Genomic DNA, 17,757 nt, shown 5'->3' with positions numbered 1-17,757 from the left:
GCCCCTTTCGCGTGCCCGGGCACGGATCAGCGGCGGTCGTCGGTTACTTCGGCGGTGGGGAACGCGGCGGCGAAGCGGTCGACCGGGGCCTTCAGGCCGTACGTCTTGACCCTGACCGTCCGCAGGCCGGGGAGGCGCGAGGCCAGGGTGAGGAGCTGGTCCCGGGTGGCGCCCTGGGCCGGCAGGCGGAGGGACTCGACGGAGGGGATGACAGGCATCTCGTCCACGGCATAGCGGTCGAGAGACGTGGTGAGGACGAGGTTCCGCAGGGCGGGCAGGCGGCCCACTTCCTGCCAGTCCCCGAGGCTCAGGGCGCCGTCCGTCCGGCCGAGGCTCAGGGTGGTGAGGGTCGGCCACTGATCCAGATCGCGCAGGTCCGCGGAAACGAGGGTGTTCCGGCCCAGGTGCAGATACTCCAGGCGCGCGTTCAACGGCAGGTGGGCGTGCAGGTGCCCGCCCGGGAACACCTGGTCCAGGGAGAGGCGGGTGAGTTCGTGCAGGGTTCGCAGGCCCTTCGTCCCGGCGAGGTCGTTGAACGTCAGCTCGGTCAGGGGCAGTTCGGACAGTGGTTCGAGGGACTGGATGTTGTGGCAGTCCTGGAGCCGCAGTCCGCTCAGGGACCGGAAGGCCGGCAGCCCGTCCAGGACCTGGAGACTGATGTTCCGCTCAAGACCCAGAACGGTGACCGCGTCCGGATCGTCGATGACCTCGACGATCTCGGCCCACGTGGGTGAACCCTCGATCGTCAGCCCGTGCCAGGGCCGCATCAACCGCAGTGCGTCCAACTGTTCCTGGGTCGAGCAACGCAGGAAGAGATCGTCGTCCCGGAGCAGATGGTCGAGCACCTCGACCGCGTACTCCCGGGCGTCGAACCGGTCCCAGGTGCCCGCGAGTTGACGCCGTACGTCGAGGGACGGATGGCCGCGGAAGCGGCGCAGTACCGCCAGTGCGCCATCGGGTTCCTCCGCGCCCAGGACCGAGGCGGTGACCGTGACGGCCCTCGCCTCCGCGTCCGTCAGTCCGTCTGGCCCCGGCAGCAGTTCCAGAACCAGCGGTCCCGCCTCCGCCAACGCGCGCGAGTCCTCCGTCGTACGCGGCGGAATCAGTGTGGACGCGCGGGTCTCGACCTCCCCGCGCACCCTCGGATCCAACGCCGTCGCGTGTTCCAGGCACGCCAGTGCGAGCAGCGTCAGCCGGGGCTCGTCCTGGGCCAGCAAGTCCCGCAGCAGTACGACCCGTTCGCGCGGTCTGGCATGGGCGACGGCCATGCGGATCACGTCCTCCCACTGGGCGTCGTCCGCATGGGAGGCGAGGACGCCGAGGTGACCCTCCTCTACCGCGTACCGCGCGCCCAGGTAGTCCTGGAAGGTGCGGTGCACGAAGTCCAGTACGTCCACGGCGGGTTGGCGCAGCAGGCCGCTTCTCAGGAGCAGCGTCCGCAGGACCGTCCTCGCGTTCCCCTGGCCCGCGGCCGAGGCGACCGTGGGCAGACACCGTTCCACGATGCCCTCGGCCGTCTCGGCGTCCATCTCCGTGCGACCGCTCAACACCAGGGAGTACGCGAGGCGTTGAAGGATCTCCAGCTGGGCCTCCTCGCCCAGTTCCGCCCCCTCCAGTGCCCCCGTGCCCCGCTCGCGGTCCCGGCGGGCCAGCAGCATCGTGAGGGCGGCGTCGTACAACTCCTTGCGGCCGGTGGGGAGATAGCCCCGGCGTTCGCGGTGCAGGGCGCAGATCAGGCCGCACATCAGGGGGTTGGTGGCGAGGCGGGCCAAGTCCCGTTTCGTGTGCAGGGAGTCCAGGAGTGGGCCCTCGTACTCCGGGGCCTGCGCCGCCCTGTGCCAGCGCTCGACGAAGGTCCTCACCTCGGGGCGGCGCATCGGGGCCAGGGTCAGTTCGTGGAAGCCCTCGGAGGCCAGCCAGTCGGGGCGTACCGCGGTGGGGCGGGAGGTCAGGAGCCAGCGGTTGCCGGGGAAGGCGCGGATCAGGGCGAGGAGCCAGTCGCGGGTGCGGTGGCGGTCGGCGGAGGGGATCTCGTCCAGGCCGTCGACCAGGATCAGGCCCCGGCCGGCGGTCAGGACGCGCTCGGTCCAGCCCTCGGGCGGGGAGTGGGGGCAGTCGGTCGCCGTCAGAAAGGCGGCGGGGGAGGGGAGTTGGCCGGTGCGGAGCAGGGTGCGCAGGGGGAGGACGTACGGGACGCGGTCGCCGTCCCCGGCCGCCGTCACCGCCAGCCACTGCACCAGGGTCGTCTTGCCGGAGCCCGCGTCACCGCGCAGCAGGACCCGGTCGTGGGTCGACAGGGCTTCCTCGGCGGGGAGTTGGCGATCGTAGCGGGCGCCGGGGTGCTCCTCGGACAGGGGGTGTTCCTCCGTCGCCTCCAGGCTGAGGTACGCCACTTCGAGGGGCCAGCGGTCCGGGGAGTCGCGCAGGTCGATGCCGTAGATGGTGATGTGGTTGTGGCGTTCGGCGACGTGGGACAGGTAGCGGCGTTCGAAGGCGCGGTCCTGGGTGCCGGGGCGTGGGGTGCGGGCGATCAACTCGTCGATGCGTGCGATGAGTTCGGCCTGGGACCGGGTCTGCTCGACGAGCGTGCGGGCCACGAAGGTGGACCGGCGGGTGAAGAACTCCAGGATCTGCAGGCAGGCCCACTCGGTGGCGTTGTCGAGGAAGTAGCGCGCGTCGGTGGACAGTCCGGCGGGGGGCGGGGCGTCGTACTCCAACTGCCGTGCCAGTTCGCGGTGTCCGAGGCGGACGGCCTGTACGTCGTCCATGTCCAGGTCGCCGAGGGCGAGCAGGCGGCGGGCCAACGCGTCGGCCACCGCGGTCTGTTCGTCGGGCGGGAAGGGCGCTTCACCGGGAGAGTCCACCGCCCGCGCGACCAGGCGGTCGGCGAGCTTGTGGACGTCCTTCTCCGTCAGGATGCGTTTCTCGCCCTTGAAGGAGACGAGGGAGGAGAGGCGGATCGGTCTGTCGACCAGGCCCGCACCGGGGGCGTCGGGTACGAACAGCTTCTTCAGCAGCGGTGTGATCAGGCCGGATGCCAGCTTGCCACCGAGTACCGCGGGCTCCATCGGCCGCCTCACCCCCGTCGTCGCGCGAACGGACGGAGCCTAACCGGTTACGACAACTGGCCGTCGTAGTCCGGCAGTTTGAAGGTCTTCTCGGCGTGGCCGCCCGACAGGTCGGTGGCGCTGTTGCCGATGTTCGCGATGATCGTGTAGCCCTTCGACTCGATGTCGGCGCGCTGCGCGGTCTTGTAGGTTGCGACGTCCTCGAAGAGGTCGAAGAGGCCGCGGACGTAGAGGCCGTCGACGTCGTAGCCGTCGTGTTCGAGGTTGTACTCGGTCGGCAGGTAGATGATGCCGGGGCGGGCCGTGACGAAGAACAGCGAAACGCCGTGTTCCTGGGCGTACTTGGCGACCGCGAGCACCGGCTTGTTGGCCGGCTGGGGCCAGCTGAAGCCGAAGTCGGTCTCCAGGGTGGTGTTGTCGATGTCGAAGACGATCGCCTGCTTCTCACCGGGCCTGGTCGCCGCGATGCGCTGCTCCAGGTAGGGCAGGGCCTGGTTCATGACCGTCTGGCAGTCCTGCTGCCAGGTGGTGTAGTCGACGGCCGCGGTGGTGCTCGTGGTCGTCGCGGCTTCCGCGGGACCGGTCAGCGCCGCGAGGGCGATCGCGGTTACGGCGACGGTGGCGGTACGGCGGGCCCAGGGGCGTCGTCTCGTCATGGGGGTGGGGGTCCTCTCACGTCTGTGCGGTGCCGGTGCGGAAGGCATGATCGCGGGCGAGGGTGGCGTGAGGGGAACCGTAAGGTTACTGGACGGTAGGTGTATAGAGGTCTGCGCCACATTCCCGCGGTCGGTGATCGCGCCGGCCGGTGACAAGCCGCACAGGTGATTCGACCCCTACTAGGGCGGGTAGTCGTAAGCCTCGTTCGGGGCAAAAAGGACTTTTTACATGGAACCAGATGGGTGATTTTGCCATCAGGGGGGCGATTTATGGCGAACGGGTGCCCTGTCAAGGAGTCGGAAGTTTTGCGGTGAAGTACTAGCTTCCGTCGTAGATGGGCTGTTTGGGGGTCGGGGCGTCCGGGGGTTACCAAGGGACGTGTCATCCGGTGGCCGTCTGTGCGCCGGGTGGCTTTTCTGTCCCCGTCCCCCGTGAGGTTCCGATGTTCCAGCGCTCCGCTTCCCGCTCTTCCCGTACGACTCCGCTCCGCACCCGGGTGGCCGTCCTGGCCGTCGGACTGGGAGCCACCGCCGTTCTGGGCACCGGGGTCGCGAGCGCCGCCACCGCGAGCGTGGCGCCGAAGACGGTCAGCGCGAAGACCGCCGCCTCCTGGGTCGACCCGGTGAAGAAGTACACGCTGTCCGCGAGCTTCGCCCAGGCCGGCGGCCTGTGGCAGTCCACCCACAGCGGTCAGGACTTCGCCGTGGCCAGCGGCACCAACGTCGTCGCCGCGCACGGCGGCACGGTCGTCAAGGCCGGCGGCAACGGCGCCGGTGACGGGGCCGCGTACGGCAACGCCATCGTCATCAAGCACGGCAACGGCACGTACTCGCAGTACGCCCACCTCTCGCGCATCGACGTGAAGGTCGGCCAGGTCGTCAGCACCGGCCAGCACATCGCGCTGTCCGGCAACACCGGCAACTCCACCGGCCCCCACCTGCACTTCGAGATCCGCACGACCGCCAACTACGGCTCTGCCATAGACCCGGTCGCGTTCCTGCGGGGCAAGGGTGTGACCGTCTAGGACTCGTTCCGCGCGGGTTTCGTGCCCGCGTGGGCCTGGGTGATCATGTCGGTGGCGACCTCCAGGACGGCCTTGCGCTTGTCCTCGGGGTCGCCTTCGAGGTCCTGTACGGCGAACATGCCGGCGTGCAGCGTGAAGATGGCGCTGAGCGAGCGGACCTGGTCGACCAGTCGCGACTCGGGGTCGATCACGATCTCCCGCAGGCCGCGCATGCGGTCCTTGAAGCGCTCGCCGATGCGCAGGTCCCGTACCTGTGCCTGGTTCTCCTGCATGAAGCGGAACAGCGGGGTCGCGCCGTCGAGCGCGTCGGCGTAGCGCCGTACGATCTCCTGCTTGGTCTCCAGGGTGTGCGGCTGGTCGCGGCCCCACTCGATCAGGTCCTCGATCGGCTTCGTGAGGTCCTCGAAGATGCTGACCAGGATCTCTTCCTTGGTCTTGAAGTGGTAGTAGAGCGCGGCCTTCGTGACGTCCAGGTGCTCGGCGATCTCGCGCAGCGAGGTCTTCTCGTAGCCCTGCTCGGCGAAGAGTTCGAGCGCCACGTCCTGGATGCGCTGGCGGGTGTCTCCCCGACGCTGCCGCTTGGTGCCGTCCATGGTGCCGCCCATTCGTCTCATGCCCCAGCAAACTTACTTGACGCCCGGCTAGTTGCGGGTCTACTTTCCCTGAGTGTAGTCAACTAGCCGGGCGGCAAGTAAGTAGCCGGACGGTAGCGGTATCCAGCGGTAGCTAGGGGAGTGGGAACGATGGCGGACACACAGACGGTCGACAAGGGGTCGGGAGAGACCGAGAAACAGCCCAGGAGTGTGCGGGTCGTCCTGCTCGCCCTGATGATCACCATGATGCTCGCGATGCTCGACAACATGATCGTGGGTACGGCCATGCCGACGATCGTCGGTGAGCTGGGCGGGCTCGAGCATCTGTCGTGGGTCGTGACCGCGTACACGCTCGCCACCGCCAGCTCGACTCCCCTGTGGGGCAAGCTCGGTGACATGTACGGGCGCAAGGGCGCCTTCATGACGTCGATCGTGATCTTCCTGGCCGGCTCCGCGCTCAGCGGCATGGCACAGAACATGGGCCAGCTCATCGGCTTCCGCGCCATCCAGGGCCTCGGCGCCGGCGGTCTGATGGTCGGCGTCATGGCCATCATCGGCGACCTCATCCCGCCGCGTGAGCGGGGCAAGTACCAGGGCATGATGGTCGGCGTCATGGCGCTCGCGATGATCGGCGGACCGCTGGTCGGCGGCACCATCACCGACAACTGGGGCTGGCGCTGGTCCTTCTACATCAACCTCCCCCTCGGTGTGATCGCGCTCGCCGCGATCAGCGCCGTACTGCACCTGCCGAAGAAGCGCTCGCAGGCGCGGATCGACTACCTGGGCGCCGGACTGCTCACCGTCGGCATCACCTCCATCGTGCTCGTGACCACGTGGGGCGGTTCGCAGTACGCCTGGAGCTCCGTGCGGATCATGGAGCTGATCGCGCTCGGTGTGGCCGCGCTCGTCGGGTTCGTGTTCTGGCAGACCAAGGCCACCGAGCCGGTCGTGCCGCTGCACATCTTCCGCAGCCGCAACTTCAGCCTGATGGCGGTCATCGGCTTCATCACCGGCTTCGTGATGTTCGGCGCGACCCTGTTCCTGCCGCTCTACCAGCAGTCCGTGCAGGGCGCGTCCGCGACCAACTCCGGTCTGCTGCTCCTGCCGATGCTCGGCGCGATGCTCGTGACCTCCATGGTCGCGGGGCGGGTGACCACCAACACCGGCCGCTACAAGGTGTTTCCGGTCGCCGGCAGCGTTCTGATGGGTGTCGGTCTGTACCTGCTCTCCACGATGGACGTCGACACGACCCGGTTCATGTCCGGTGTGTACATGGCCGTCGTCGGTCTCGGCATGGGCTGCCTGATGCAGATCACCATGCTGGTCGCGCAGAACAGCGTCGAGATGAAGGACATGGGCGTCGCGTCCTCCACGAGCACGCTGTCCCGGACGCTCGGTTCCTCGTTCGGTGTCGCCATCATGGGCGCGCTGTTCAACAACCGGGTCCAGGACGTCATGAGCCAGAAGGCCGGGGCGCTGGGGGCCAAGGTGACCGAGCAGTCCGCGCAGCTGGACGCGAAGAGCCTGGCGAAGCTGCCGGCGGTGGCGCGTGAGGCGTATCAGCACGCGGTGTCGGCCGGTGTCCACTCGGCGTTCCTGCTGGGGGCCGTGGTGACGGTGCTGGCGCTGGTGGCGGCGGTGTTCGTGAAGGAGGTTCCGCTGAAGGGGGCGGGGTCGGCTGCGCCTAAGCCTGGTGAGGGTACGGAGGCTGCGGCGCCGGTGTCGGTCGTCGAGGCCGTCTGATCCGCTGGTCATTTCCGCTGGTCATGATCCGCTGGTCATGAACTGAAGGTCCCCCGGTCGGTGTCCGCCCCGGGGGGCCTTCTTTGTGGGTTCTCGCCCCCGCCGCCCCTACCCGTCCCGTCCCTGGGGGCTGCCGCCCCCAGACCCCCGCTTCGGCCTGGACGGCCTCGTCCTCAAACGCCGGACGGGCTGATTGATGGCGGCCGGTGTCCGGAAGTACCGGACGAGTCGGTGGGTGGCTGCCGGTGTCCAGAAGTATCGGCGGGGTCGTTGTCAGTGGGGCGTGTCACCATCGGGGGCATGGACAAAATGCGGCAGTTGCGTCTTGCCAAGGACGCCATGGACCGCGACTGGGCCGAGCCGGAGCTCGATCTGGGCGCGGTGGCCGCGCATGCCGGATATTCGCGGTACCACTTCATCCGCGCCTTCAAGGAGGCCTACGGCGAGACGCCGGGCCAGTATCTGACCCATCGCCGAATCGAGCGGGCCGAGGAGATGCTCCGCAGCGCCGATCTCTCGGTCACGGAGATCTGTCATCTCGTCGGCTTCAGCAGCCTCGGTACCTTCTCGGCCCGGTTCAAGGCACGGACCGGGCTGACCCCGAGCGAGTACCGGACCGAACACGTGGGCCGCGGGGCTGCCCTCATCCCCGGGTGCTACGCGATGCTCTGGGCCGGCGGTTTCCCCTCCGCAACTTTGAAGAAGCGTGCCGCTGCCCGCCCTGCCTACGGTGAGGAAGAGGAACAGGAAGCCACCTCGATCTCTACCTCGTCCGACAGGAGAGCGGAGCCATGATCCAAGGGCTGGGCATCACCACCGTGTGGACCTTCGACCAACAGCGCACCAAGGCCTTCTTCACCGAGAAACTGGACTTCGAGGTCCGGGACGACATCTCGATGGGGGACATGAAGTGGGTCACCGTCGGTGCCAAGAACCAGCCGGGCGTCGAGCTCGCGCTGATGAGCCTCGACGGTCCCGGCCTCGACCCCGAGTCCGCCGAGGCGCTGAAGAAGCTGGTCGGCAAGGGGGTGTTGGGCGCCGGTGCGTTCCGTACGGACGACTGCCGCGGTGACTACGCGACCTTCAAGGCACGTGGCGTCGAGTTCATCCAGGAGCCGACGGAGCGGCCGTACGGCGTCGAGGCGATCTTCCGCGACGACAGCGGCAACTGGTACTCGCTGACCGAGCGCCGCGAAGAGCTCGACTTCTCCAAGGACTTCGGGTGAGCGGGGGACCGGTGGCGGAGGTCGAGCCGGATCACACGGCGGTGCGGGTCGCGTTGTGGCGGGCCCTGCACGCCCAGGTCGATCCGTCACCGCATGTCATCGAGGACGAGGTCGGGCTGCGGCTCGTGGACCCCGGGGACGACTGGCGGAAGCGTCCCGACATGGACGTCGAGGCCACGCGCCGGATCCGTGCGTCGATCGTGGCGCGGGCCCGGTTCGTCGAGGACGTGGTCGTGGAACAGGCCGCGAAGGGCGTGGAACAGTACGTCGTGCTCGGCGCCGGGCTGGACACCTTCGCCCAGCGGCGGCCCGAACTGGGCGCGAAACTAAGGGTGTTCGAGGTCGAACGGCCCGGCACCCAGGCCTGGAAGCGGCGGCGGCTGACCGAGCTCGGGTACGACGCGCCGGACTGGCTGCGGTTCGTTCCGGTGGACTTCGAGGGCGACTGGTGGGGGCAACTGGCCGCCGCCGGCCTCGACACCGGGCGGCCCGCCGTGGTGGCCGCGACCGGCGTCACGATGTATCTCACCCTGGACGCGATCACCACCATGTTCCGCCTTGTCGCCGGACTTGCCCCTGGCTCCACCCTGGTCACGACCTTCCTGCGGCCGGTCGAGGAGGTGGAGCCGGAGCAGCGCGCGCAGTTGGAGGTCGCGGTGCGGGGGGCTCGTGCCGCGGGCACGCCGTTCCTGAGCTTCTTCACGCCGGAGCAGGTGCTGGCGCTGGGGCGGGAGTGCGGGTTCCGGGAGGTGCGGCATGTGTCGGCCACGGATCTCGCCGAGCGGTACTTCGGGGGGAGGACGGACGGGGTGGGGCCGTCTCGGGGGGAGGAGGTGATGGTGGCGAGCACGTGAGAGGTGGTTCAGGGGGGTGGGCACCTTCCCTGTAGATCTCTCCCTCTAGACCTCTCTATCGACCTTGCCCTGTAGGTTTTTTCCTGAAGATCTACGGCAGCACCGGATAGCTGCCCGTGCTCGTCGGTGCGTGTTCCGGCAGCCACAGCACCGCGACCGCGCCCTCCGCCGGGATGTGGTCGGGCGCGCCCGCGGGGCGGACGTTGCGGAAGGTCAGCCGGGCGCCGAGGACCCGGGCCTGGCCGGCCGCGATGGTCAGACCCAGGCCGTGGCCGTGGCCCGCGCGGTCCTTGCTGCCGGTGCGGAAGCGGCTCGGGCCCTCCGCGAGGAGTTCCTCGGGGAAGCCGGGGCCGTGGTCGCGGACCCGGATCACCCGGCCCTCGACCGAGACCTCGATCGGCGGCTTGCCGTGCCGGGCCGCGTTGGCCAGCAGGTTGAACAGCACGCGCTCCAGCCGGCGCGGGTCGGTGGTGACGGCCGACTCGTGGACGACGTGTACCACCGCGTCCGGGTCCTTCGCGATCACCCGGCGGCTCACGAAGTCGCCCAGCATGATGTCCTGCAGCTCGGCCCGCTCGGAGGCCCCGTCGAGACGGGCGACCTCCAGGACGTCCTCGACGAGAGTGCGCATCGCCTTCGCGCGGTCCAGGACGAGTTCGGTGGGGCGGCCCGGTGGGAGGAGTTCGGCCGCGGTCAGCAGGCCGGTCACCGGGGTGCGCAGTTCGTGTGCGATGTCCGCGGTGACCCGGCGTTCGGCCTCAAGTCGCTGTTGCAGCGCGTCTGTCATCGCGTCCACCGCGCGCGCGAGGTCGTCGGTCTCGTCCCGTACGACCCCGCCGATCGCGTCCCGTACCCGTACGTCCGTCTCGCCCTTCGCGACCTGGTTCGCCGCAGCCGCCGCCTTGCGCAGTCGGCGCGAGAGCTGGCCGCCGATCAGCACACCGAGCGCGCTGCCGCCCAGCACCGCCGCGATCGAACCGATCACCAGGGCCTGGTCGAGATCCTTGAGGATGTCCGTGCTGCGGTCGGTGAACCCGGTGTGCAGCGACATCACATGGCCGTCCTTGAGCGGTACGGCCGCCCAGATGTCCGGGATGCCGTGCGGCCGGTCGGTGACGTAGGTGGCCCTGCGGCCCTCCTCGACCTTCTGGCGCAGCGCCGGCGGCAGGCTCGGGTCGTCGATCTTGATGCTGGGGAAGTTGGGCCGCCCGGACAGCTCGTAGTTGCGCTGGGCGATCTGGACCCGCTCGTCCGCGAGGTCGCGCGCGTTGTCCAGCATCGAGACCCGGGCCGCGTTGTGCACGACCAGGCTGAGCGCGATAGCGACCAGCGTGCCGACCAGTGCGATGGCCGCACTGAGCTTCCATCTCAGGCCGGTACGGATGCCCGCTCTGTCCATGAACGACGGGACCCTGCGCCGTGAATTCCCCCGCATACCCCTGCTCAGGCCTTCAACTTGTAGCCGAAGCCGCGGACCGTCTCGATCCGGTCCTGGCCGATCTTCGTGCGCAGCCGCTGCACATGGACGTCCACGACCCGGGTGTCACCGCCCCAGCCGTAGTCCCACACCCGCTCCAGCAGTTTGTCGCGGGACAGGACCGTGCCCGGTGCCGAGGAGAACTCCAGGAGCAGCCTCATCTCGGTCGGCGTCAGTGCCACCGGCTGTCCGGCCCGGAGCACTTCCATGCCCTCGGTGTCGATCTCCAGGTCGCCGAAGGTGAGCACCCCGCCGTCGACCGGGGTTGTGTCCGCGTCCGTACGGTCGCCGCCGCTCGCGTGGCCGAAGCGGCGCAGGACCGCGCGGATGCGGGCGACCAGGACGGCGCCGTCGAAGGGCTTCGTGACGTAGTCGTCCGCGCCCGCCTCCAGGCCCAGCACCACGTCGATCGAGTCGGCGCGTGCCGACAGCATGATCACCGGAACCGTCGAGTCGTCCCGGATGCGGCGGCACAGGCTCACGCCGTCCAGGCCGGGGACCATGACGTCCAGGAGCGCGATGTCGGGGCGGTTCGCCCGGAACGCCTCCAGGCCCGACAGTCCGTCGGGCATCGCCGTGACCGCGAAGCCGTCCCGCTCCAGGGCGAGTTGGGTGGCCTCACGGATGACGTCGTCGTCCTCGACGAACAGGACGTGGGTCTGGTCTGCCATCCCGGTGCTCTCAGTCCTCGTGTGGGTCGTTCTCAAGCATGGGACGCCCGAAGGGGCGTCCGCGTTCACTGAAGCATCGGATCGGGGGGGGGCCGATCGGTTCGCCCCCGATCGGATTCCGTTCGGTTTCGGTCCGGGCCCGCTCGGATCTGTTCCGTTCAGTTTCCGCTCGGTGCGGGCGAGGCGTCGCCTCCGACCGCGTTGCTGTACTCGTTGTGGGTGCTGTACTCCTGGACGAAACGGCCCGACGTCCAGCGGTACGTGATCACGTTCTCGCCTGACGGACTCGACACCGGGTCGCCCTTCTCGTACACCTGCTTGGTGACGACCAGATCGCCGCGGTCGATCTCCGCGTAGACCGGGGGTTCCTCGGCCTTGAAGACATTCTCGTACGTCCCACCCGTCGCGCGGTACACGTACGAGCCGATGCCGACCGCGTCGCCGCAGGTCATCACGTTGACGACGACGTCGTTGACGGTACCGCCGGTCAGCTCGCCGTAGGACACGTCGACCGCGTACTCGTCGGCGACGCACGGTTTCAGTTCGTGCTTGACCGCCGCCGAGACCTTCGGGTCGTCCTTGACGAGTTTCACCGCGTCCACGTGGTCGTCGACCGTCGCGGACGGGGTGGGGGAGGGCACCTCGGCGACACCCACCGAGTCGGAGTGCGCCGGGCCCTCGTCACGGGCGCCGGTGCCGCCCGTGGCGCAGCCGGACACCAACAGGGCGAGGGCGGCGAGCACGGCCATCGCCGTGAACGCCGCCTCGAAGCCGCCGCGGACCCTGCTGGGTCCTGGGGTGTCGCTCAGGCCGCGCAACGCTCCCGCTCCTCACGCTCCAGCGCGCGTGCGTCCAGATCGCGGGCTTCCAGCTCCTCCCGGAGCCGGGCGAGCGCCCGGTGCAGCGTGCTCTTGACCGTACCGGCCGACATGCCCAGGGCCGCGGCCGTCTCTTCTGTGGACATCTGCTCCCAGTGTCGCAGGACGACAACACTGCGCTGTTTCGGAGCGAGAACTTTCATGATGTCCATAAGAAGCGCCCGATCCGCGTGCTGTTCGGTCGCGTCGTCGACGCTCGCGTCCGGCAGCTGCTCGGTGGGGACCTCTTCGAGCTTGCGGGCCCGCCACCACTCGGTGCGGGTGTTGATCATGACGCGGCGCAGGTAGGCGTCCGCGAGGCGCTTGTCCTCGATGGTCTCCCAGCGGCCGTACGTCCGCACCAGCGCGGTCTGCAGCAGGTCCTGGGCGTCGACCGGGTCCGGCACCAGCCGGCGGGCGCTGCGCAGCAGCGCGTCCTGTCGGGTGCGGACGTACTCCTCGAATTCGAGCACCTCGCCCTGCGCCATGATCAACCGCCTCCATCCCCGTTTCCGACCCACCTGCTGCCGGTTGTCCTTTGCTGCGTCCCGCCGGTCTGCGGCACAGGAATGAAGCTACGGAGGGGTTGTCACGGCACTGTGCGGAGCAGCCTGCGGGGAGCGCTCGGCTGTCCGTCGGTTGTGTAACGGAAGTAGGTCCGGGGTAAGGGGGCGGGGTTTTTGGGGTGGGTATGGGGTGGTTTGGTCGTTGCCGGAGTGTTGCGGGGGCTGGGTGTTCGCTGTGACGTGGCTTGGGGTGAGGTGGATCGCTGTGAATTGACCGTGTGTCAGGTACGGGTCGCGGGGAGTTGGTACAGGCCCTCCGGGAGGGGTTCTACGAGGCCGTCCGCGACCAGGCCGTCCAGTGCTCTGGCCCGCTGTACCGGTTCGTGCCATACGCGGTCCAGTGCTGCCTGTGGGACGGGGGTGTGCGCTTCGCGGAGTACGGCCAGGAGTTTGCCGCGGACCTGGCGGTCCGTGCCCGCGTATGTCTGGCCGCGGCGGGCCGGGCCCTCGTGGTCCGGTTTGCCGGCCAGGTTCCAGGCGCACTGGGCGGTGATCGGGCAGCGGTGGCAGGTCTCGTTCTTTGCCGTGCAGACCAGTGCGCCGAGTTCCATGGAGGCGGCGGCCCAGCGGGCGGCGGTCTGCTCGTCCGGGGGGAGCAGGGCGCGGGCGAGTTTGCGTTCGGCGGCTGTGGTGGCGTTCGGCGGGTACTGGACGCCGGTGACGGCGCGGGCGAACACTCGGCGGACGTTGGTGTCGAGTACGGCGTGGCGCTGGCCGTAGGCGAAGGAGGCGACGGCGGCGGCCGTGTACTCGCCGATGCCGGGGAGGGCGAGGAGCTGGGCGTGGTCGGTGGGGACGTCGCCGCCGTGCCGTTCCGTTATGGCGGTGGCCGCGCCGTGCAGGCGCAGGGCGCGGCGGGGGTAGCCGAGGCGGCCCCAGGCGCGGACCGCCTCGCCGGGGGCGTCCTCGGCGAGGTCGGCGGGGCGGGGCCAGCGGGCGAGCCACTGTTCGTATACAGGGAGGACTCGGTTGACCGGGGTCTGCTGGAGCATGAACTCGCTGACCATTACGCCCCAGGGGCCGGCGTCGGGGTGGCGCCAGGGAAGGTCGCGGGCGTTGTCTTCGAACCAGTCGATGACGGGAGCGTGGAGGTGCTCGCCGTTGGTGGACGTGGTGTGCGGGGGGTTCGTGGGCGCAGTCATGGCGTTTCGATCCTGCCATGGTCGTGGGTGGTTGCGGTGCTTTCGCCCGCGGGTGGTGGGTGGGGTCGGGGTCGTGGCGGTACGGCGCAGCCCGCCGCGGTTGCGCCCCTCTGGTGTTGCCACAGTCCAACGCGTGGGGACCAGCCAAGCGGCGGGCTGCGCCGTACCGCAACGACCCGCTCCCGTGCGTCGGCGGGTGCGGGCTCGTGGTCCATTCCGCCTGATTCCAGGCGGGGTTGCCGGGATGATGATCCGGAAAAGTTGGGGCCGGCGCGGCGGGTGGGGCGAGGTAACTCCCCGTTGTCTCGTAAGGTTTGAGCCGTGGGATCTCTGCGCAATCCGGTCGGGCCGCTTCCCTCCTCCATCTACTGGCGACGGAGGGTCCTCATGGTGTCCGTGGTCGCCCTGTTGGCGCTGCTGATCACCTGGATCGTCACGTCGGGTGGCGGGGGCAGCAAGAACGGTGCCGATGGGGCGAAGAACGGGAGGACTCCCGCGCCCACGATCACTGCCGGTCCGTCCGGTACTGGGCCCGCGATCAGTCAACACCCCGGCGGGCGCGATGAGTCGAGCAGCGGTGCGAGCGGTGGGGCGAGTGGTGGTGCTAGTGGCGGGGGTAGTGGGTCCTCCGGTGCCGGGGCGGGTGGTAGTGGTTCCGCCGGTGGGGACGGTAGTGGTGGGAGTGGTACGGGGACTACGGTTCCTGCCGATTCGACCTTGCCCAACTGCACTGCCAGTGCTGTGCAGTTGAGTCTGCGGAGTCTGCACAACTCCTACTCGCCGGATCAGACGCCGACTTTTGTGCTGACCGCCAAGAACTCGTCGAGCAGTGACTGCAAGGTTGATCTCGGGCCCAAGAGTGCGGTGTTGACGATCACTGAGGCGGGGGGTGCCGCCGACTACTGGTCCTCCGCCGACTGCCCGAAGAGTGCTGGGAGTGTGTACTACCGGGTGTCCGCCGGGGGGAGCGTCACGTACACGCTGAAGTGGGACCGCAAGCCGAGTGCGCCCGAGTGTGCGACGCCTCCGGCCGGTTCGGCCGGTGCGGGGACCTATCTGGTGGAGGCGGCTGCTTCCGGGTTCGCCAAGGCGCAGACCTCGTTCGTTCTGGCCAGTGACTGAGGGCAGTTCGTCTTTCTAGACGTAGCGTTCCAGGATTGAGGACTCTGCCAGGCGGGAGAGGCCCTCTCGTACGCTTCTTGCCCTTGCCTCGCCTACGCCGTCGACCGTCTGGAGGTCGTCGACGCTTGCCGCCAGGAGCTTTTGGAGGCCGCCGAAGTGTTCCACCAGGCGGTCGATGATCGCGCCGGGGAGGCGCGGGACCTTGGCCAGGAGGCGGAAGCCTCGGGGGGAGACCGCCGAGTCGAGGGCCTCGGGGGAGCCGGTGTAGCCCAACGCGCGGGCCACGGTGGGGAGTTCGAGGAGTTCGGCGTGGGAGAGGGCGTCCAGTTCCGCCAGTGCCTCGTCCACCGTGCGGGAGCGTTTGGCCGTGGGTTCGGGGACGTAGTCGCGGACCACCAACTCGCGTTCCGGGTGTACGCCCGCGATCAGCTCTTCGAGTTGGAGGGACAAGAGGCGGCCGTCCGTGCCCAACTCGACTACGTACTCCGCGATTTCGGTGGCGATCAGGCGGACCATTTCGAGGCGTTGGACCACTGCTGAGACGTCTCGGACTGTTACCAGGTCCTCGATCTCCAGGGCGGAGAGGGTTCCCGCCACTTCGTCCAGGCGGAGTTTGTAGCGCTCCAGGGTGGCGAGTGCTTGGTTCGCGCGGGACAGGATCGCCGCCGAGTCCTCCAGGACGCGGCGCTGGCCGTCCACGTAGAGGGCGATCAGGCGCATGGACTGGGAGACCGATACGACGGGGAAGTCCACCTGCTTGCTCACTCGGTCCGCTGTGCGGTGGCGGGTGCCCGTCTCTTCTGTGGGGATCGTGGGGTCCGGGACCAGCTGGACGCCCGCTCTGAGGATCTTGGAGAGGTCGGACGACACCACGATGCCGCCGTCCAGCTTGCAGAGTTCGCGTAGGCGGGTGGCCGTGAACTCCACGTCCAGGATGAAACCGCCTGTGCACATCGCTTCGACGGTCTTGTCGGAGCCGAGCACGATGAGTCCGCCCGTGTTGCCGCGGAGAATTCGCTCCAGGCCGTCGCGCAGGGCCGTGCCGGGTGCCACGGCGCTCAGTGAGGCGCGCATCAGGCCATCGGCCGCGGAGCTCCCGCCGGACTTTCCGGGAGCTGACGCCCGGTCGTTGGCTGCCACTGCACTCCTCGGGTCGCAGGTTCTTCAGGCGCTCCCGTTTCGCACAGTTGGTTCGTACGGACGGGCGAGACCAGGGCAAAGTCTACCGGCGGTCTTCGCCGTCCCGTGGGGCCTCTCGTTTACGGGAGCGCGGAAGGACCTGGAGGGCGTCTCCTATGTCGGCCACTTCGAGGACCTTCATGCCGGGCGGGATCTTGCCCGGGTCGCTCGGAACGAGGGCGTGGGTGAAGCCCAGACGGTGTGCTTCGGAGAGTCTGCGCTGGACGCCCGTGACCCGTCTGACCTCGCCCGCGAGGCCCACTTCGCCGATCGCGACCAGGTTCTTGGGGAGGGGGGTGTCGCTCGCCGCGGAGGCCAGGGCCAGGGCGATGGCCAGATCTGCCGCCGGTTCGGAGAGTTTTACTCCGCCGACCGTTGCGGAGTAGATGTCCCGTTTGCCCAGTGCGCTGATTCTGCCTCGTTGTTCCAGGACCGCGAGCATCATCGAGACTCGGGAGGTTTCCAGGCCCGAGGTCGTTCGGCGGGGGGAAGGGATCTGGGAGTCGACCGTGAGCGCCTGGACTTCGGCCACCAGGGGGCGGCGGCCCTCCAGGGTGACGGTGAGGCAGGTGCCGGGAACCGGCTCCGCGCGGCGGGTCAGGAACAGGCCGCTCGGGTCGGCCAGGCCCGTGATGCCCTCGTCGTGCAGCTCGAAGCAGCCGACCTCGTCCGTGGTGCCGTAGCGGTTCTTGACGCCCCGTACGAGGCGCAGGCGGGCGTGGCGGTCGCCCTCGAAGGACAGCACTACGTCCACCAGGTGTTCCAGGAGGCGGGGGCCCGCGATCGCGCCGTCCTTGGTGACGTGGCCCACCAGGAGGGTGGACATGGCGCGCTCCTTGGAGGCGCGGATCAGGGCGCCGGCCACCTCGCGGACCTGGGCCATGCCGCCGGGGGCGCCGTCGATCTCCGGGGAGGCCACCGTCTGGACGGAGTCCAGGATCAGGAGTGAGGGCTTCACCGCGTCCAAGTGGCCCAGGATCGTGGCCAGATCGGTCTCGGCGGCGAGGTAGAGGTTGTCGTCGATCGCTTTGATGCGGTCGGCGCGCAGGCGGACCTGGCTCGCCGACTCCTCGCCGGTGATGTAGAGCGTGCGGTGCTCGTCGCTCGCCGCCTTGGCCGCCACATCCAGGAGGAGGGTCGACTTGCCGACGCCGGGCTCGCCGGCGACCAGGACGACCGCGCCGGGGACCAGTCCGCCGCCGAGCACCCGGTCCAGCTCGGGCACGCCGGTCGAGCGGGCGGTGGCCTGGCGGCCGTCGACCTCGCCGATGGGCACCGCGGAGGTGGTGACGCGGCCCGGGGCCGTCGTACGGACGGCGGGCGTGCCGTACTCCTCGACTGTGCCCCAGGCCTGGCACTCGGAGCAGCGGCCGAGCCACTTGGCCGTCTGCCAGCCGCACTCGGTGCAGCGATAGGACGGACGGTCCTTGGTGGTCTTCGTACGGGCAGCCATGCGTGAACCGTAACCGGCGGGACTGACAACGCGGTCGGGGGACGGAGGGGTGTGGTTCGGTATCCGGCCAGCGAAGTCGGGATCGAGCCACGGACGCGGGGGTTCCTGTCCCCTATTGAGGGATC

16 protein-coding genes are annotated in these 17,757 nt (G+C 69.2%); 6 read left to right on the top strand and 10 right to left on the bottom strand.

The features are described from left to right. Positions 1-26: 26 nt before the first annotated feature. Together OC490_RS40725 and OC490_RS40720 are read right to left on the bottom strand one after the other, a co-directional pair. The gene (locus OC490_RS40725) at positions 27-3,068 is read right to left on the bottom strand and encodes an NACHT domain-containing protein (protein ID WP_262063088.1); all 3,042 of its coding nucleotides are present in this window, start codon (positions 3,066-3,068) and stop codon (positions 27-29) included. A gap of 47 nt (positions 3,069-3,115) precedes the next feature. Further along, positions 3,116-3,724 carry an HAD family acid phosphatase gene (locus OC490_RS40720; protein ID WP_262063087.1) on the bottom strand — a complete coding sequence of 203 codons (609 nt, stop codon included), beginning with the start codon at positions 3,722-3,724 and terminating at the stop codon, positions 3,116-3,118. A 443-nt stretch (positions 3,725-4,167) separates the two neighbouring features. Between OC490_RS40720 and OC490_RS40715 the strand changes: the two genes are divergently transcribed. After that, the gene (locus OC490_RS40715; RefSeq protein ID WP_262063086.1) at positions 4,168-4,749 is read left to right on the top strand and encodes a M23 family metallopeptidase; all 582 of its coding nucleotides are present in this window, start codon (positions 4,168-4,170) and stop codon (positions 4,747-4,749) included. On the opposite strand, the gene OC490_RS40710 is transcribed toward OC490_RS40715, so the two are convergent. Further along, a complete protein-coding gene (locus OC490_RS40710) occupies positions 4,746-5,354 on the bottom strand; it encodes a TetR/AcrR family transcriptional regulator (RefSeq protein WP_262063163.1) in 609 nt (202 codons plus the stop codon). The genes OC490_RS40715 and OC490_RS40710 overlap by 4 nt on opposite strands. 138 nt (positions 5,355-5,492) lie before the next feature. Here OC490_RS40710 and OC490_RS40705 point away from each other — a divergent pair, with 138 nt between their 5' ends. The 4 genes from OC490_RS40705 (at position 5,493) to OC490_RS40690 (ending at position 9,165) form a co-directional block, all read left to right on the top strand. Beyond that, a complete protein-coding gene (locus tag OC490_RS40705) occupies positions 5,493-7,085 on the top strand; it encodes an MDR family MFS transporter (RefSeq protein ID WP_262063085.1) in 1,593 nt (530 codons plus the stop codon). A gap of 309 nt (positions 7,086-7,394) precedes the next feature. Beyond that, positions 7,395-7,880 (top strand): helix-turn-helix transcriptional regulator, encoded by a 486-nt coding sequence (locus tag OC490_RS40700; RefSeq protein ID WP_262063162.1) that lies wholly within the window; start codon positions 7,395-7,397, stop codon positions 7,878-7,880. Then, positions 7,877-8,311, top strand: a complete 435-nt coding sequence (locus tag OC490_RS40695) for a VOC family protein (protein WP_262063084.1) — start codon at positions 7,877-7,879, stop codon at positions 8,309-8,311. Before OC490_RS40700 ends, OC490_RS40695 begins: the two co-directional genes overlap by 4 nt. Next, complete coding sequence (locus tag OC490_RS40690; protein WP_262063083.1) at positions 8,308-9,165, top strand: class I SAM-dependent methyltransferase; 858 nt, start codon at positions 8,308-8,310, stop codon at positions 9,163-9,165. The genes OC490_RS40695 and OC490_RS40690 overlap by 4 nt, the downstream gene beginning before the upstream one ends. 91 nt (positions 9,166-9,256) lie before the next feature. Here OC490_RS40690 and cseC read toward each other — a convergent pair whose 3' ends face one another. The 5 genes from cseC to OC490_RS40665 all read right to left on the bottom strand — a co-directional run bounded on the left by cseC (position 9,257) and on the right by OC490_RS40665 (position 13,878). Further along, positions 9,257-10,564, bottom strand: coding sequence for a two-component system sensor histidine kinase CseC (gene cseC, locus OC490_RS40685; RefSeq protein WP_262063082.1), 1,308 nt, complete (start codon positions 10,562-10,564; stop codon positions 9,257-9,259). 44 nt (positions 10,565-10,608) lie between these two features. Beyond that, positions 10,609-11,313 (bottom strand): two-component system response regulator CseB, encoded by a 705-nt coding sequence (gene cseB, locus OC490_RS40680; protein ID WP_262063081.1) that lies wholly within the window; start codon positions 11,311-11,313, stop codon positions 10,609-10,611. 158 nt (positions 11,314-11,471) lie between these two features. After that, positions 11,472-12,131 carry a hypothetical protein gene (locus OC490_RS40675; protein ID WP_410099241.1) on the bottom strand — a complete coding sequence of 220 codons (660 nt, stop codon included), beginning with the start codon at positions 12,129-12,131 and terminating at the stop codon, positions 11,472-11,474. Next, entirely contained in the window at positions 12,119-12,658 is a 540-nt protein-coding gene (locus OC490_RS40670) for a SigE family RNA polymerase sigma factor (RefSeq protein WP_019064956.1), read from the bottom strand. The genes OC490_RS40675 and OC490_RS40670 overlap by 13 nt, the downstream gene beginning before the upstream one ends. A gap of 299 nt (positions 12,659-12,957) precedes the next feature. Further along, a complete protein-coding gene (locus tag OC490_RS40665; protein WP_262063080.1) occupies positions 12,958-13,878 on the bottom strand; it encodes an A/G-specific adenine glycosylase in 921 nt (306 codons plus the stop codon). A 321-nt stretch (positions 13,879-14,199) separates the two neighbouring features. On the opposite strand from OC490_RS40665, the gene OC490_RS40660 reads away from it, so the two are divergent. Further along, positions 14,200-15,000: a hypothetical protein gene (locus tag OC490_RS40660; protein WP_262063079.1), complete on the top strand. Its 801-nt coding sequence runs from the start codon at positions 14,200-14,202 to the stop codon at positions 14,998-15,000. A gap of 15 nt (positions 15,001-15,015) precedes the next feature. On the opposite strand, the gene disA is transcribed toward OC490_RS40660, so the two are convergent. After that, positions 15,016-16,140, bottom strand: coding sequence for a DNA integrity scanning diadenylate cyclase DisA (gene disA, locus OC490_RS40655; protein WP_262063078.1), 1,125 nt, complete (start codon positions 16,138-16,140; stop codon positions 15,016-15,018). Between the two features lie 82 nt (positions 16,141-16,222). Then, positions 16,223-17,632 carry a DNA repair protein RadA gene (radA, locus tag OC490_RS40650; protein WP_262063077.1) on the bottom strand — a complete coding sequence of 470 codons (1,410 nt, stop codon included), beginning with the start codon at positions 17,630-17,632 and terminating at the stop codon, positions 16,223-16,225. Positions 17,633-17,757 lie beyond the last annotated feature (125 nt).

Origin of the sequence: Streptomyces sp. STR69 (genome assembly GCF_024519455.1) — a bacterium.
Lineage (GTDB): Bacteria > Actinomycetota > Actinomycetes > Streptomycetales > Streptomycetaceae > Streptomyces.
Note: the sequence above shows the minus strand (reverse complement) of the source record. Positions and strands in the feature narration are given on the sequence as shown.